Here is a 14,985-nt window from a genome sequence, read left to right as displayed (position 1 = left end):
AATTCTCAGACTCAACGGTAGACAGTCAGCGCCATGGCGCCGAACAGACAGGTAAACAGGCTCAGGCGCAGCAGCGCCGGGTGCCAGAAGAAGCGGTACAGATCGAACCCCGAAAGGAACCGGTCCAGCGCCCAGGCCAATGCCGCAGCGACGAAAAACATCAGGGTCATGGTCGGCATGTACACACCGTGGAAGGCGATTTCACGAGGCATGGGCAAGTCCTTCGGGCTTGGCGATGGCGTAGGCAGCGAGTGGCGATTGCGGGTCGAGCAGCGAGGTGCGGATGAAGTGCAAATAACTCTTCACCCGACGCAGCGCCGAGGTATCAAAGTGCGGTGCGAACGGCTCGTCAGTGGCGGCAACCCGGCTGATCGCGTGATCGACCGCGACCAGCGCGCGTTCCAGATTGCTCGAATTCGGTTGCAGGAACAGCCGCACCAGCGAACGCCCCATGACCCGGATCGCCTGACGCCATGGCTGGGATTCGGCATACGCCGGATGCACCGGCAGGATCGCCTGTTCCTTGCGCAACTCGATGATCGCGTGGCCGACTTCCAGCACCACAAACATCCAGCGCAGCAGGTTTTTCTGCACCAACGGCTGACCGGCTGCCAGGCCATAAGCCTGATGCATCAAGTCGCGGGTACGGCTTTCGAAACTCGACGCCAGGCCCTTGAGTTTGCCGCTGATCGCGTACACCACTTGCCCGCGCAGGTCCTGCTCCAGTCGCCGCCACAACCAGCGGCTGTTCGGCGGCAGAATGATCGCGCCCGCCGCCGCGCAAACCAGCATGCCCATGACCATGGCGATGTAGTCGTTGATGAAGGTGTAGGGGTTGTAGATCGTCAGGTTGTCCGGTACCGAACCGGTGCTGAAGAAGATCAGCAGACCGAGGCCGACACCGGCATATTGCGGTCGCGAAGCGAGGAACGAGCCGAGCACGATCACCGGCGCGAGCATCACGCACAGCAGCGGAAAACCGTCGATCCACGGGAAGATGAAAAACATCTCGACGAAGCCGATCAACGCCCCGAGGAACGTACCGCACGCCATCTGAAACGCCATGCGTTTCGGGTTCGGTGTCGCCGCCGACAGGCCAACAGTGGCGGCAGCGATCAGGGTCATGGTGGCGCCGCTCGGCCACGCGGTGGCGACCCAGTAACTGCCGAGCACGACCAGAATGAATGCGGCACGAATCCCCGAAGCTGCCGCCGCCCACCAACTGGTTTGCGGGGTGAACGGTTCGTCCCAGCGCTCGCGTTCGTGGCTGTGATCGGCCAGCGAAGCATGGGTCTGTGCATAACTGTGCAAGTCATCGACGAAGCGATAGAGCAACTCGTATGCGGTGTGGAAATCCAGTTGTTCGGCGTCGCTCGGCTCGCTCTCCTGGAAGATCGCCCGCAGGCTGCGCACCCGCGCCGGCAAGCCTTCCTTGTAAGCCGCGAGCGCCAGCACCAGACGCGCCGCGTCCGGACTGGTCAGGGCGCGGCCGCTGAAGCCGTCGAGCACTTCGGCCAGGTCCTGCAGACCCGGTTTGATTGCCGCTTCCACATGGTCGGCGCCGTTGCGGCGCAGGCGTTCGAGCAACTGGTGCAAGGCGTTGAAACGGGTGGTGATGCCCATGAATTCGCTGTTCAGGCGACTGAGTCGACCGTTGCGCCGACGCATGTGCGGGTCTTCGAACACGGTCACGCTGCGCAGTCCTTCCAGCCCCACCGCTTCGGCGATGAAGCGTACGTTGCTGGCCTCGAACGACTCCGGTTTGCTGCGCCCGCGCAGGCCATCGGTGACGAACAGGGCGAACACACCGAAGCGCTGATACAAGGCGTTGCGCATCGCCGCGCTGGCGGTTTGCGGCAGGATCGCGGCGCTGACCAGGGTCGAGCAGAGAATCCCCAGCGAGATTTCCAGCACTCGCCACACCGCCGCCATGAACGCGCCGTCAGGATGGGCTAGCGCCGGCAGGCCTACCATCGCAGCGGTGTAACCGGCCAGCACAAAACCGTAGGCGCGGAAGTTGCGGCAGCGGGCGGCGCCGGCCGAGCAGATGCCGACCCAGATCGCCAGCGAACCGAGAAACAGTTCGGTGTTCTGGGCGAACAGCGAAATCAGCGTGACCATCATCGCCGACCCGGCCAGAGTGCCGAGGAAGCGATAGAAACTCTTGGCGAACACCTGACCGCTTTGCGGCTGCATGACGATGAACACGGTGATCATCGCCGTGCGCGGTTGCGGCAATTCCAGGCGCATCGCCAGCCACAGGGTCAGGAACGCGGCAATCAACACCTTGAAGATGTAGACCCAGGTCACGCCATCGCTGCGCGCCCAGTCGAAGAAACCCCGGCGCCATTCCAGGGAGTAGAGCCAGCGCAAAGGTGCGGGCAAGGGAGTCATTAAGTCTTGCTCAGTGGTCGAGGGCTTGAAGAAGGGCCGGGGTTTTCGGTGCAGCGGTCTGTTCGGCTGTCGGCACGTCTTTACCCGCACCAAGGCCACCGCCCAATGCCGTCACCAGTTCCGCATGGGCGCTCAAGCGCGCCGCCTGCACCTGCTGCTCGACCTGCTGCTGTTTGAACAGCAGGGTCTGGGCGTTAAGCACGTTGAGGTAATCGGTGAGGCCGCGCTGGTAGGCGATCATCGCGATGTCGTAAGTCTTCTGCGCGGTGGCCACCGATTCGGCGGCGAACGTCTGCTGCTTGTCCATCGACTCGCGGCGGATCAACTGGTCCGAGATGTTCTTCAGCGCATTGACCAGTGTCTGGTTGTAATGCGCGACGGCGATGTCATAACCCGCCGAGGCTTCGCCCAGTTCGGCACGCAGTCGCCCGCCGTCGAAGATCGGCAGCGAGATCGCCGGCCCGACGTTGTAGTTGAGCTTCTTGCCGGTCAGGAACTCCAGCGCCCCGCCGCCGGTGGCCATGTAGCCGAGGCTGCCGACCAGATCGACGTTGGGGTAGAACCCGGCATGCGCGACCTCGATCCCGCGCGCCTGCGCCGCCACTTGCCAGCGACTGGCGACCACGTCGGGACGCTGGCCGAGCAGTTCGGCGGGCAATGCCGACGGCAGTTTCAACGCCGCGCCGAGGGACAGGGTCGGACGCTGCAACTGCGCACCGGCGCCCGGGCCTTTGCCGGCCAATGCCGCGATCTGGTTGCGGCTCAGAGCGATCTCTTCGTCCAGTGCATCCAGTTGCCGATGGGTTTCCGGCAGCGGGGTTTCGGCCTGGCTGACTTCAAAGTGCGTACCAATTCCGCCGTTCAGGCGTTTCTGCGCCAGCTCGAGAATCTGCTGTTGCTGCTTGAGCGTCGCCGCCACGATGTCGCGCTGGGCGTAATGCAGCGACAGCTCGATGTAGGCGCGCACGATGTTGTTCTGCAATTCGAGCTGCGCCTGACGCGCCTCGGCCGCGCTCATGTGCGCCAGATCGACGGCCCGCTCGGTGCTGTTGCTTTCACGCCCCCAGAGGTCGAGGGCATAACTGAAACCCAGCGCGGCGTTGTTGTCCCAGGTGGTGCTGTTGGCCAGCTCACCGGGACCGTAGAACTGGTCGGTCGGCCAGTTGTGGCGCTTGAGGGTCGACTCGCCATTGATCTGCAACGACTCGGCGGCTTCGGCGACACCGGCCAGTGACCGGGCCTGACGCACGCGCGCGGCGGCCATGGCCAGGGTCGGGCTGCCTTGCACGGCAAGGTCGATCCAGCGATTGAGTTGCGGGTCACCGTAGACTTGCCACCATTGGGCGGTGGGCCAGTTTGCGTCACGGGCGGCGTGGGCGATGGCCTCGTCGGTGGCCAGTTCATTGGCCTCCAGAGCCTTGCCCTGCGGGGCAATTCCTCCGGTTCCAATGCAGCCGCCGAGACCTAACGAAAGAGCCAGAACACTGAGCGGCAAAAGCGCTCTGTTGATGCGACGCGGCACTGCTGCGAATTCCTGAGGTGGGAGATGTTTCGAGGTGGGCGCAATTCTAGGGGGGTGCCATGACGGCGATAAGCTGGGAATCCTGTGAATCTTTGTTACCGTTAACGAGATAATCCCTTGGTCGGGGGTCTCAGCCCCTGAAACTTCGTGTCACAATTTGCCATCTCCCTTGAGAGCACCCCATGGACACTTTGCAAAACATGCGCGCCTTCAGTTGTGTAGCCGAAGCCGGCAGCTTCACCGCCGCCGCCGTGCAACTCGACACCACCACCGCCAACGTCTCGCGCGCGGTCTCCAACCTTGAGGCCCACCTGCAAACCCGCTTGCTCAACCGCACGACCCGCCGGATCGCCCTCACCGAAGCCGGCAAGCGCTACCTGCTGCGCTGCGAGCAGATCCTCGCCTACGTCGAAGAGGCCGAAGCCGAAGCCAGCGAAGCCCACGCCCGCCCGGCCGGACAGTTGAAAGTGCACACCATGACCGGTATCGGCCAGCACTTCGTGATCGACGCCATTGCCCGCTACCGCAAGACCCACCCCGACGTGACCTTCGACCTGACCATGGCCAACCGCGTGCCGGACCTGCTCGACGAAGGCTACGACGTGTCCATCGTCCTCGCCCGCGAACTGCCGGACTCGGGCTTCGTCTCGCAACGCCTGGGCATCACCTACAGCATCGTCTGCGCCTCCCCGGCCTACGTAAAAGCCAACGGCTGTGCACAAAAACCCAGCGACCTGCTGAACCACGCCTGCCTGCGCCTGGTGAGCCCGGTGATCCCCCTGGAAAAATGGGCCTTCGACGGCCCTGACGGCCAGGAAATGGTCACCATCAACAGCTCACCTTTCCTGGTGAACTCCGCCGACGCGATGAAAAGCGCGATCACCAGTGGCATGGGTGTCGGTGTTTTGCCGGTGTACGCCGCGATTGAAGGCTTGCGCAATGGCTCGCTGGTGCGGGTCATGCCCAACTACCGCTCGCAGGAACTGAACCTGTACGCGATCTACCCGTCGCGGCAGTACCTGGATGCGAAGATCAAGACCTGGGTTGAATACCTGCGTGGATCGTTGCCGGAGATATTGGCGGGGCATCAGGCGGAGTTGGCGGCTTATGAGATGAGTGGGAGTCTGGCGGGGGTGCGGGTGGCGAATTGAGTTGGCCGGTCTGAAAAATGGGGGAATACGGAGGGCGCCAACCCCTCACCCTAGCCCTCTCCCAAGGGAGAGGGGACCGACCGAGTTGTTTGGGAGAAGTACGCCGATATGACACACCGAGGTGAATTCGGGTTTTAAAAAAGCACACATTCCGTCTCTGCTTTGGCTTCCCACCACTCAACACGATGAGCGTTAGCTCGAGTACCGCTTTTGACGTGCCGGCCCCTTCGGCAGGCTGAGTGGAGGGATTTATCCGGGGGTGGGAGCGCAGCGACCGTGCGGCGCAGCCTCATGCATCGAGAGGAGGTGCAGCGAAGCAAACCGTAGGCGATGCCCCCGGATGAATCCCGGAACGAAGGAACACCGAGCCAAAGCGAGGTGCCGAACGCCGGGGCCCAGCGTTTTTGGTTACTTTTTTCTGGGCCGGCATTCCGGGCGTTTGAAAAAAGTGACTCGCCGTAAGGGCGAAACCCTAAGAAGCCGTTACCGCAGCAACGGATATTCACCCAAAACCCCAAGAACCTGGTCGGCCCAAAGGCCGCCAAGACAACCCAAAACAGAAATGTTAGCTTGCTTGGCATCACACCAGCCGCCAAGCCCGAGCCCAATGCCAATGAAAAAAACAGTCCTGGCCTTCAGCCGCATCACCCCCCCCATGATCGAACGCCTGCAACAGGACTTCGATGTCATCGTCCCCAACCCGAAAAACGGCGACATCAACGCCCAGTTCAACGAAGCCCTGCCCCACGCCCACGGCCTGATCGGCGTCGGTCGCAAACTCGGCAAGGCCCAACTGGAAAACGCCGCCAAACTCGAGGTGGTCTCCAGCGTCTCCGTCGGCTACGACAACTACGACCTCGCCTACTTCAACGAACGCGGGATCATGCTCACCAACACCCCGGACGTCCTCACCGAAAGCACCGCAGACTTGGCCTTCGCCCTCATCATGAGCAGCGCCCGCCGCGTCGCCGAACTGGACGCCTGGACCAAGGCCGGCCAATGGCAGGCCAGCGTCGGCGCACCACTGTTCGGTTGCGACGTACACGGCAAGACCCTGGGCATTGTCGGCATGGGCAACATCGGCGCCGCCGTCGCCCGTCGCGGACGCTTCGGCTTCAACATGCCGATTATCTACAGTGGCAACAGCCGCAAGACCGAACTGGAACAGGAACTCGGCGCGCAGTTCCGCAGCCTTGACCAACTGCTGGCCGAAGCCGATTTCGTCTGCCTGGTGGTGCCGCTCAGCGACAAGACCCGCCACCTGATCAGCCATCGTGAACTGGCACTGATGAAGCCGGACGCGATTCTGGTGAACATCTCCCGTGGCCCGGTGGTCGACGAGCCGGCACTGATCGAAGCCCTGCAAAACAACCGCATTCGCGGCGCCGGCCTCGACGTCTACGAGAAAGAACCGCTGGCCGAATCGCCGCTGTTCCAGCTGAAAAACGCAGTGACCTTGCCGCACATCGGCTCGGCGACGAATGAAACCCGCGAAGCCATGGCCAACCGCGCACTGGCCAATTTGCGCAGCGCCCTGCTCGGCGAGCGACCGCAGGATCTGGTCAATCCGCAGGTCTGGAAAGGCTGACAAAAAAAGGGGCAGACGTCGCCAAACGTCTGCCCTTTTACTGCCAGAACACTCAGGCCAGTTTGCCGTGACTCGGCATTACCGGCGCCTTGGGTTTGCGGAACACCAGCACATTGCCCAGCATCACCAGCACCAGTCCGGCCAGTGCCGGCGCCGTCCATTGGTAGCCTTCGGCAAACGCCGAAACATTCAAAGCCACCACCGGGAACAGTACCGTGCAATAGGCTGCGCGTTCAGGCCCCATGCGACCGACCAACGTCAGGTACGCCGTGAAACCGATCACCGAACCCGGTATCACCAGGTACAGCAGCGCGCCGATGTAACGCGACGTCCATTCCATCTCGAACGGAATGCCTTTAATCAGACACCACACCGACAGCATCGCCGCGCCGTAGGCCATGCCCCAGGCATTGGTCGTCAGCGGCTTGAGGCCGGCCTTCTGTTGCAGGCTCGAGAGCATGTTGCCCGCCGAGAAACACAAGGTGCCGCAGAGTGCCAGGCCAAGGCCGAGCAGAGTTTGCGGACTGGCGTGATGCCCGGCCAGCTCCGGCCAGAACAACAGCCCCAGACCAAACAACCCCAGCGCTCCGCCCATCAACACATTGCGCGCAATGCGCTGGCCGAAGAACACCCGCGCATTCAGCGCGTTCCACAAGGTCGCGGTGGAGAACACCACCGCCACCAGACCGCTGGGAATCCATTGGCTGGCGGTCAGGAAACACATGAAGTTGACGCAGAACAGGCACAAGCCCTGCGCTACGCAGATCAGATGCCCGCGCCGGTTCATCGGTTGCAGGCGACGGCTGAGCAGCAACAACGCAAACAACACCAGCGCCGCGAGACCGAAGCGGTAGACGATCGATACCGGAATCGCCACCACGCCCAGTTGCCATTTAAGGGCGATCCAGGTGGTGCCCCAGATCAGTACGGTCAACAAATACAACGACAGGTTCATGGCAGACACTCCTCGATTGGGTTTCAGTGTCCGCCTGCGCCCTCGACACTCGCTTGCATAAACTTGCGCTTTTGTCGGCGCGCAGGCTGGCAGCGCGAAATCTACGGAGTAGGATGCAAAGCGTTGAAGAGAACCGACCATGGCCGCCATCGATACCCTGCAAGTCTTTCAAGCCCTCAACAATTCGCCAAATGCACGCCTTGTGCACAGCGCCGAGTTGGGTGACGGCTTGTCTGCAGCTTTGTGGACCAATCATCACGACGCCCAGGAATACGAAGCGCCGAGCCATCACACCCTCTCCTGCTACATCGCCGGCGGCACCGGCACCTTCCGCCGTGGCGAACCCGGTAACAAGGGTGGCCCGGACAAGCTGTGCATCCTGCCGGCCGATCACGAATCGGGTTGGGTCATCAACGGTGATATTCGCCTCGCTCACCTGTACTTCAGTGCCGAACAATTTGCCTTGGGTTGCGTCACGCTGCTGGATCGCGAGCCTCGGGAAATGCAGCTGCGCGAACAGACTTTTCTCGAAGATCCACAACAGGCCCGACGGTTTCGCCAGTTACTGACCCTGAACTGGGACGAACCCGGCGAGCGCTTGCTGACCAGCAGCCTGGCCCACGAACTGATCAGCCATACCTTGCTGAGCCAGGTCGGCGTACGCCAAGGCTTGCGCCTCAAGGGTGGACTGGCGCCGCATCAGCGCCGGCAACTGGTGGAATTCATCGACAGCCAACTGACCGAGCCGATCAGCCTCGGGCAACTGGCAGGCTTGTGTGCGTTGTCGGAATACCACTTTGCGCGGATGTTCCGGGTGAGCTTCGGCCTGCCGCCGCATCAATATGTGCTGGCGCGGCGTTTGAGCCGGGCGCGTGAGTTGTTGCGGGGCACGGCATTGCCATTGGGGGAGATTGCCCTGGCGTGCGGATTTGCCAGTGCCAGTCACTTCACCAACCGCTTTCGCCAGGTGCTGGGTGGAACGCCCGGCGAGTATCGCCAGGCGTTTTTGCGCTGATCAGAACTCCAGCGTGCTCGACAACGAAATCTGCCGCGAGTCGCCCATCGACACGAAGAACCGGCTCGCCGCCGAGGTGTAGTAAGTGCGATCAAACAGGTTCTTCACGTTGAGCTGGAACTTGACCTTCTGCCCTTCAACCTTGGTGTCGTAAGTGGCGAACGCATCGGCCACGGTGTAGCTCGGCAGGTCGAAATCATTCACCGCGTTACCCGCTCGTTCACCCACATACCGCGCACCGGCGCCGACCCGAAGCTGATCGCCACCGATCACGCTGCCGAAGTCGTAAATCGCCGACAACGAGCCGGTATTCTTCGCCACGTTTTGCAGCTTGTTGCCTTTGTAGTCCGGATCTTCCGTGACCTCGGCGTCGGTGTAGGCGTAGCTGCCGATCATGCTCCAGCGGTCGCTGAGCTGGCCGGTCAGATCCACTTCCAGACCACGGGAACGCACTTCGCCGGCAGCGCTGTAAATCGTGGTCGGGCCTTCGGAATTGGCCACCAGCACGTTGCGTTTCTTGATGTCGAACAGCGCGATGTTGCCGGTGACACGCCCCGGAATGTCGAGGCGTGCGCCCAGCTCCCAGGACTTGGCTTCTTCCGGCGCAATGCTGCCGTCGAGCACGGTACTGCTGCCGCTCAGCGGAGCGATGGTCGAGTTGGGTTTGAACGATTCGGTGTAGCTGCCGTAGAACGACAACGCGTCGGTGTAGCGATACACCAGGCCTGCGCGCGGCACCCACTTCTGGCCGTTGCTGTCGGTGTTGGCCTTGAACGGCACGCCTTTGCCGGCGTACTGGTCGTACTCCTGGAAGCGCCCGCCGGCCACCAGAATCCACTGGTCGTTGAGGTGGATCGAGTCCTGCAGGAACACCGAATCGCTGCGCAGTTCGTCGGTCTGCGCACTGTCCGCCGGGCTGACGGTGGTGCCTTCGACTTCGCGGCCGTAGACCGGGTTGACGTAGCTGAAGGTGCTCAGGCTTTTCTGGCGGATCAGGTCGGCGCGGTAGATCTTGCGATACTCGTCGTCGACACCGAACACCAGATCATGCTGCATGCCCAGCACGTTGACCTTGCCTTCGAGACTGGCGGTGGTGAAACGGTCGGTGCTGATCGCGCCCTGGGTGCCGTCCATGCTGCGGGTCAGGGTGCCTTTTTTGGTGTCGATCGCCGTTACGCGGACCTGGCTGGCGTCGTAGGTTTCGCGGTTCCAGCTGTAGCCGAAATGGGCTTTCCAGTCGTCGTTGAGTTCGTGATCGGCCTCGAAGTGATAGAGGTCAGAACGCCCTTCCATGTCGTTGAATTTCTCGTCGAGACGTTCGTTGCGCGAGATATCCAGCGGATGGTTGGTGCGCGGATCGATCAGGGTTCCACGATCGAACGGGGTCAGGAATTCGCGGTGCTCATAGGCAAACAACAGCTTGGTGCGCTCGCCATACCAGGCCAGCGACGGCGCGACCAGAGTTTCACGATGCGTGCCGAAGTTGCGCCAGTAATCTTCGTCTTCATGGTCCAGCACCATGCGATACGCGAGGCCGGAATCCCCCAGCGCACCGGTGCTGTCGAAGGAGCCGCCGCTGCCATTCTTGCCGTCGCCGTAGGTCGAGCCGCGCAGGGTCAGCGCGTTGTACTGGGTCAGCTCAGGCTTCTTGCTGACCATGTTGACCACGCCGCCTGGATCCTGAATCCCGTAGAGCAGCGAGGCCGGGCCCTTGAGCACTTCGACGCGATCCACGGTCGCGTTCATGCCACGGCCCTGCACCACCGGCATGCCGTCGCGCATGATCGAGCCGTTGCGGTTATCGCCGAAGCCACGGGTCATCACCGAATCCTGGGTGCTGCCCAAGGTGTTGCCTTGGGTGATGCCGCTGACGTTGGCCAGTGCATCATCGAGATTGCGCGGTGCCTGGTCGCGAATGACCTGAGCCGGGATCACGTTGACGGTCTGCGGGATTTCCTGAAGCGAAGCGGAAGAGCGCATCACCGAACTGGTTTCCGGTGGCTGGTAGCTCATCGGCTGGTTGACCACCGAAGTGATGGTGGTCGCGCCCAGATTCAACGCACCTGCGGTCGGTTGCGGTTCGAGCGCCAGGGTATGGCTGTCGGTGCGGCGGAAGGTCAGGCCGGAGCCTGTGAGCAGACGTTGCAGCGCCTGTTCGGCACTCATCTGGCCGTTGATCGCTGGAGCGGTCAGGCCATACGGCGCCTCATCGGTGTAAACCACGCTCTGGCCGGTGACGCGGCTGAAATCGCTCAGGGCCTGAGGCAAGGGCTTGGCGGCCAGGGAAAAACTGAACTGCTTTTGTGGCTGACTGCTGACGGATTCAGCGGCCAGCGCCACGCTCACCGGCAACAGGGCCAATGCCGAAAAACTCAAGGCCGAAACGCCTAACCACTGTTTGACCGAACCCGATTTTGCCCTGGACTTCATTGCTCATGACCTGTGTAGAACCGCAGCGGATGCGAATGACTCGCACTTTCTGTCACTACACGAATGGCGTCCGGGTTTACCTCACCACAAAGTTGAAAATATTTTCAGCGCAGGATGATCAGCTTGCCCAAGACCTGATGCTGCTCGAATCCCAACACCCCTTGCAGCGAGTTCAACACTGCCTGCGGGTCCTTGCTCGGAAAGCTGCCGCTGACCTTGCGCGCCGCCAGTTCGTCGTTGAGCAACACGATCCGTCCGGGGTAATAACGCCGCAGATCCTGCACCACATCGGCCAGTGTCGACTTGTAGTAAGTCAGCCAACCCTGGCGCCACGCCAGTTGCGCTTCGCTGTCCACGGCGTGCAGTTTTTCCGCAGTGCCTGCGCCGTACGCCACTTGCTGGCCGGCGGTGAGAATCTGCTGTTGATCATCACGGGACGCTGTCACGCCAACGCGTCCGGACAGCACAGTGACTTGTGCGCCATGGGGTTGCAGGCGCACTTCGAACTGAGTGCCGAGCACCCGCGCCTGGCCCTTCTCGGCCTCGACCACAAAGGGATCGCCCGTGTGAGTCACGCTGAAAAATCCGGCGCCGCGGCGCAATTGCACATGCCGCTCGCGATGACTGAAATCCACGGCGATGGCGCTGTCGGCGTCCAGCGTCACCTGCGATTGATCGGCCAGCGTCACGGTGCGAATCTCGCCCGGTGCCGACACGTAATCGGCGCCCAGATCATCGACCCAGCGCTGCGGCTGCCAACCTGTGCCGAGGCTGATCATCAACAACAGGCAGGCCGCCATGGCCAAAGCGCCGGCCCAACGCCGGATCTGTGGACGACGCGGCCGGTTCATCGCATTCAGATAGCCCTGCAGGGCGAACGCCTCTTCATCGGCCAGAGTGCGCGCCGGCCCTTCGCTCAATTCCCACACCACTTGCGCCTGGGCGTAGGCCTCGGCGTGGGCCGGGTCAGCGTGCAGCCATTGGCTGAAGGTCAGTTGATCACCGGTGCTCGGGCGGTCGTGCAGCAGGCTCAGCCAGGCGAACGCGGCCTGTTCCTGAGCGGGCGTCGGGATGACGCGGTCGGTGTGATTCACGGTGCTTTCCATGGCGTGCGTGGCGCGGGTTCGCGCAGGCTGGCCTTGCAGGCCTCGAGGGCGCGCATCATATGTTTTTCCACGGCGCTTTGGGACAGGCCCATGGCTTTGGCGATCTCGGCGTACTTGCGCCCGTGAATGCGATTGAGCAAAAAAATCTGCCGCGTGCGCTCGGGCAGCGCGCGCAACGCCGCTTCGACATGGCGCAAATCGTTGCCTGCTTCAAGTGCGGCTTGCGGTTCGCTGGCGCTGCTGTCCGGCTCCTCCGGTTGCCAGCCTTCGTTGACCCGCACCCGCGCGCCTTCGCTGCGCAAATGATCGATGGCGATATTACCGGCGCAGCGCAACAGATAAGTGCTGAGTTCTTCGACCTGAACCAGCGGTCGACGCCAGAAACGCAGGAACAGATCCTGCACCAGATCCGCCGCCGTCGCCCGGCAACCGACGCGCCGGCTCACCAGCGCTTCCATCTGCGAACGCTGGGACAGGAACACCTGAAGAAAATGCGCACGGGCGCCATGGGGTTCGCCGTCGCGATGCTCAGGAGGATGGCCGATCAACATGTCAGTTCAAGGCCCACGCAGCGACCGGGCTGGCGAGCAGGCTCAGTCCGGCCATGGTCAATGCCAAACGTGGTCGATAGGGCAACAACAGCACCAGAGTCAGCGCGCTGAGCATCAACACCGCGCACCAGTCGACCAGACCGAAGCTCCAGCCCTTCATGAAAACCGCCGCCCAGAGCGACAGCCCCAGCAACATCCAGCCTGCGAGCTTCAGACCTTGCCGACGGCGGGCCGAAGGTTTGTGGCCCAGCAGCTCTTCGTGATGCCGGGGCATCGCCAGGCACAGCGCGGTGAAAGCGGAATAACAGAGCAACAGCGCCAATAGCATTCAGTTCGCACCTTGCTCGAGGGTGATCGGCCGGGCCTTTTCGCGGGCTGGTTTTTTCACGCTGACGGTGTACCCGGCGCGCTGCATTTTTCGGGCAGCCCAGGCGAGGAAAAGGCCGCTGCCCAGACACGTCAGGTCAAAACCGGCCAAGACCCAATCGCCTTCGGGCACTGTCACGCCGAGGTGATACGGGGAGGTCAAACCGTTAAGAAGCGGCACTGCGACAAACAGTGCGGCTCCCAGAGACAGCTGTTCGACCCAGGCCCTGCGTCCCGGTCGAAACAGGGCGTGCACCACGCTCAAGCCCCAGGTGATGAAGAACGCGTTCACTTCCCAGTCGTCACGCCCGACCAGACTCACCGGCAGCAGACGATTGGCCCAGAAGAACACGGCGACCGCTGCCACCAATCCGGCCATGCTGGCGATGTTCAGCACTTCCACCAGCCGCAGTTCGAAAGGCATCACTCCCGTCTTGGCGTGTTTGAGCTGACGCTTGCCGAGCCAGATCACCAGCCCGGTGCCGATCATCGCCGTGCCCGCCAGACCGCAGATGAAATACAGCCAACGCAGCACCGGCCCGGCAAAGTGCCCCATGTGCAAACCGTAGAAACTGCCGGCCACTGCCATCGCCATCGGCTGTTGAGATGGGGTGCCGATGATTTGCCCGCTGACGCCATTAAAAGTCACCGCGCTGCCGGCATCGTTCACCACCCGGTCGGAACCCGCACGGGACATCACCACCGAGGCGTTGGCATCGCCCGGATTGTTCACGCTGATACGCCCGACATGTCCACCCGACCATTGCTCGCTGGCCGACCGCAACAGTGGCGCCAGCGGTGCCAGTGTCGCCGGTTGACCGGCAGGCTCGGGAACGTTGGCGGCGGGAAACACCTCGTCGTAAAACGCCCGGACATTGTTGCCGTACGAAGCCAGAATGCTCGCCGGCATTACCATCGACATGAAGATCACCAGACTGCTGTAGGTGATCATCAGATGAAACGGCAGCACCAGCACGCCCACCGCGTTGTGCCCGTCGAGCCACGAACGCTGGCCCTTGCGGGGGCGGAAGGTGAAGAAGTCCTTGAAGATTTTCTTGTGGGTGATGATCCCGGTGATCAGCGCGACGAACATCACCATCGCGGCGATGGTCGAGAGCCAGCGGCCCCACGGATAAGGCATTTGCAGCTGGAAGTGGAAACGGTAGAAGAACTCGCCGCCCATGCTTTCTCGGGCCTGTACTTCGGCACCGGTCTGCGCGTCGAGGATCTTGCGAGTGAATGCACCCCGTTCACCGGGTTTGGCTGGCGTCTGCTGCCAGCCCACGCTCAGACCGGGATCGCGGGCGTCGGGCAGGCCAATGATCCAGCGCGAAGCGTCGGGGGCGTTTTGTTGCAGATACTGCTGGGCCAGCGTCAGGCTTTTTTCGGCATCCAATGGATGGGCGTGGATTTCCGGCTGCATCCAGTGACTGGTTTCGTCCTTGAAATAGGCCAGGGTTCCGGTCAGAAAAATCGCGAACAACAGCCAGCCGAAAACCAGCCCGGTCCACGTATGCAGCCAGGCCATCGCCTGCCGAAAACCCTCTTTCATGCCAGCCCCAGACCGCGTGCAGCCCCGGAAACGGTGGCCAGAATCACGCTCGGCACCAGCAAACCGACCCACGCCGACCATGCGCTGCGACAGGCGAAACACCAGAGCACCGCCACCAGATAGACCAGGAACGAGACGGTCATGCCGGTGACCACCGCTTCGGCACGGTTCAGCGGCAACCACAGCGTCAGCGTGACACTGGCCAGCGCCGCGACCAGATAGCCGCCAAACACCGCCGCGAGCACTCGCGACGTGACGGCCAGACGATAGGACATGGGAAGAGCGGCGAGTTTGGCTTTCATGTTTCGACCCTGAAACGGTTAACGCCCGATCAACAGACCGAGACGACAGGCAT

The 14,985-nt window shown here is 62.3% G+C and carries 13 protein-coding genes; 3 read left to right on the top strand and 10 right to left on the bottom strand.

Translation table 11 applies throughout. The features are described from left to right. Nucleotides 1–11: 11 nt before the first annotated feature. The 3 genes from CAF74_RS16175 to CAF74_RS16165 are packed head-to-tail and all read right to left on the bottom strand — an operon-like array spanning nt 12 to nt 3,916. Nucleotides 12–212 carry a DUF1656 domain-containing protein gene (locus CAF74_RS16175; protein WP_003221811.1) on the bottom strand — a complete coding sequence of 67 codons (201 nt, stop codon included), beginning with the start codon at nt 210–212 and terminating at the stop codon, nt 12–14. After that, nucleotides 202–2,394, bottom strand: a complete 2,193-nt coding sequence (locus CAF74_RS16170; RefSeq protein WP_085746981.1) for an FUSC family protein — start codon at nt 2,392–2,394, stop codon at nt 202–204. Before CAF74_RS16170 ends, CAF74_RS16175 begins: the two co-directional genes overlap by 11 nt. Before the next feature lie 10 nt (nt 2,395–2,404). Next, nucleotides 2,405–3,916 (bottom strand): efflux transporter outer membrane subunit, encoded by a 1,512-nt coding sequence (locus CAF74_RS16165; protein ID WP_085746980.1) that lies wholly within the window; start codon nt 3,914–3,916, stop codon nt 2,405–2,407. Nucleotides 3,917–4,098: 182 nt separating this feature from the next. On the opposite strand from CAF74_RS16165, the gene CAF74_RS16160 reads away from it, so the two are divergent. Next, nucleotides 4,099–5,067 carry a LysR family transcriptional regulator gene (locus CAF74_RS16160; RefSeq protein ID WP_085608127.1) on the top strand — a complete coding sequence of 323 codons (969 nt, stop codon included), beginning with the start codon at nt 4,099–4,101 and terminating at the stop codon, nt 5,065–5,067. Between the two features lie 613 nt (nt 5,068–5,680). Further along, nucleotides 5,681–6,655, top strand: a complete 975-nt coding sequence (locus tag CAF74_RS16155; protein WP_085746979.1) for a D-glycerate dehydrogenase — start codon at nt 5,681–5,683, stop codon at nt 6,653–6,655. Nucleotides 6,656–6,707: 52 nt separating this feature from the next. Here the strand turns inward: CAF74_RS16155 and CAF74_RS16150 are convergent, their stop codons facing one another. After that, nucleotides 6,708–7,610 carry a DMT family transporter gene (locus tag CAF74_RS16150; RefSeq protein WP_085746978.1) on the bottom strand — a complete coding sequence of 301 codons (903 nt, stop codon included), beginning with the start codon at nt 7,608–7,610 and terminating at the stop codon, nt 6,708–6,710. A 139-nt stretch (nt 7,611–7,749) separates the two neighbouring features. Here CAF74_RS16150 and CAF74_RS16145 point away from each other — a divergent pair, with 139 nt between their 5' ends. Further along, a complete protein-coding gene (locus CAF74_RS16145; RefSeq protein ID WP_085746977.1) occupies nt 7,750–8,625 on the top strand; it encodes a helix-turn-helix domain-containing protein in 876 nt (291 codons plus the stop codon). Here CAF74_RS16145 and CAF74_RS16140 read toward each other — a convergent pair whose 3' ends face one another. From CAF74_RS16140 to CAF74_RS16115, 6 genes are all read right to left on the bottom strand, one after another. Then, entirely contained in the window at nt 8,626–11,055 is a 2,430-nt protein-coding gene (locus CAF74_RS16140) for a TonB-dependent receptor (RefSeq protein WP_085746976.1), read from the bottom strand. Between the two features lie 104 nt (nt 11,056–11,159). Then, nucleotides 11,160–12,149: a FecR family protein gene (locus tag CAF74_RS16135; protein WP_085746975.1), complete on the bottom strand. Its 990-nt coding sequence runs from the start codon at nt 12,147–12,149 to the stop codon at nt 11,160–11,162. Further along, the gene (locus CAF74_RS16130; protein ID WP_085746974.1) at nt 12,146–12,712 is read right to left on the bottom strand and encodes an RNA polymerase sigma factor; all 567 of its coding nucleotides are present in this window, start codon (nt 12,710–12,712) and stop codon (nt 12,146–12,148) included. The genes CAF74_RS16135 and CAF74_RS16130 overlap by 4 nt, the downstream gene beginning before the upstream one ends. Nucleotide 12,713: 1 nt before the next feature. Then, entirely contained in the window at nt 12,714–13,040 is a 327-nt protein-coding gene (locus CAF74_RS16125) for a DUF3325 domain-containing protein (RefSeq protein WP_085746973.1), read from the bottom strand. Next, nucleotides 13,041–14,630, bottom strand: coding sequence for a PepSY domain-containing protein (locus tag CAF74_RS16120; RefSeq protein ID WP_085746972.1), 1,590 nt, complete (start codon nt 14,628–14,630; stop codon nt 13,041–13,043). Next, entirely contained in the window at nt 14,627–14,932 is a 306-nt protein-coding gene (locus CAF74_RS16115; protein ID WP_085746971.1) for a DUF3649 domain-containing protein, read from the bottom strand. Before CAF74_RS16115 ends, CAF74_RS16120 begins: the two co-directional genes overlap by 4 nt. Between the last annotated feature and the right edge of the window lie 53 nt (nt 14,933–14,985).

It is taken from the genome of Pseudomonas sp. R45(2017), from assembly GCF_002112305.1.
Lineage (GTDB): Bacteria > Pseudomonadota > Gammaproteobacteria > Pseudomonadales > Pseudomonadaceae > Aquipseudomonas > Aquipseudomonas paraglycinae.
This window is presented reverse-complemented; position numbering and strand designations above follow the sequence as displayed.

Coding starts and splice junctions, on each gene's coding strand:
- CAF74_RS16115 (WP_085746971.1), bottom strand. CDS start 14,932: ATGAAAGCCAAACTCGCCGCTCTTCCCATGTCCTATCGTCTGGCCGTC.
- CAF74_RS16155 (WP_085746979.1), top strand. CDS start 5,681: ATGAAAAAAACAGTCCTGGCCTTCAGCCGCATCACCCCCCCCATGATC.
- CAF74_RS16140 (WP_085746976.1), bottom strand. CDS start 11,055: ATGAAGTCCAGGGCAAAATCGGGTTCGGTCAAACAGTGGTTAGGCGTT.
- CAF74_RS16160 (WP_085608127.1), top strand. CDS start 4,099: ATGGACACTTTGCAAAACATGCGCGCCTTCAGTTGTGTAGCCGAAGCC.
- CAF74_RS16150 (WP_085746978.1), bottom strand. CDS start 7,610: ATGAACCTGTCGTTGTATTTGTTGACCGTACTGATCTGGGGCACCACC.
- CAF74_RS16120 (WP_085746972.1), bottom strand. CDS start 14,630: ATGAAAGAGGGTTTTCGGCAGGCGATGGCCTGGCTGCATACGTGGACC.
- CAF74_RS16170 (WP_085746981.1), bottom strand. CDS start 2,394: ATGACTCCCTTGCCCGCACCTTTGCGCTGGCTCTACTCCCTGGAATGG.
- CAF74_RS16125 (WP_085746973.1), bottom strand. CDS start 13,040: ATGCTATTGGCGCTGTTGCTCTGTTATTCCGCTTTCACCGCGCTGTGC.
- CAF74_RS16130 (WP_085746974.1), bottom strand. CDS start 12,712: ATGTTGATCGGCCATCCTCCTGAGCATCGCGACGGCGAACCCCATGGC.
- CAF74_RS16175 (WP_003221811.1), bottom strand. CDS start 212: ATGCCTCGTGAAATCGCCTTCCACGGTGTGTACATGCCGACCATGACC.
- CAF74_RS16145 (WP_085746977.1), top strand. CDS start 7,750: ATGGCCGCCATCGATACCCTGCAAGTCTTTCAAGCCCTCAACAATTCG.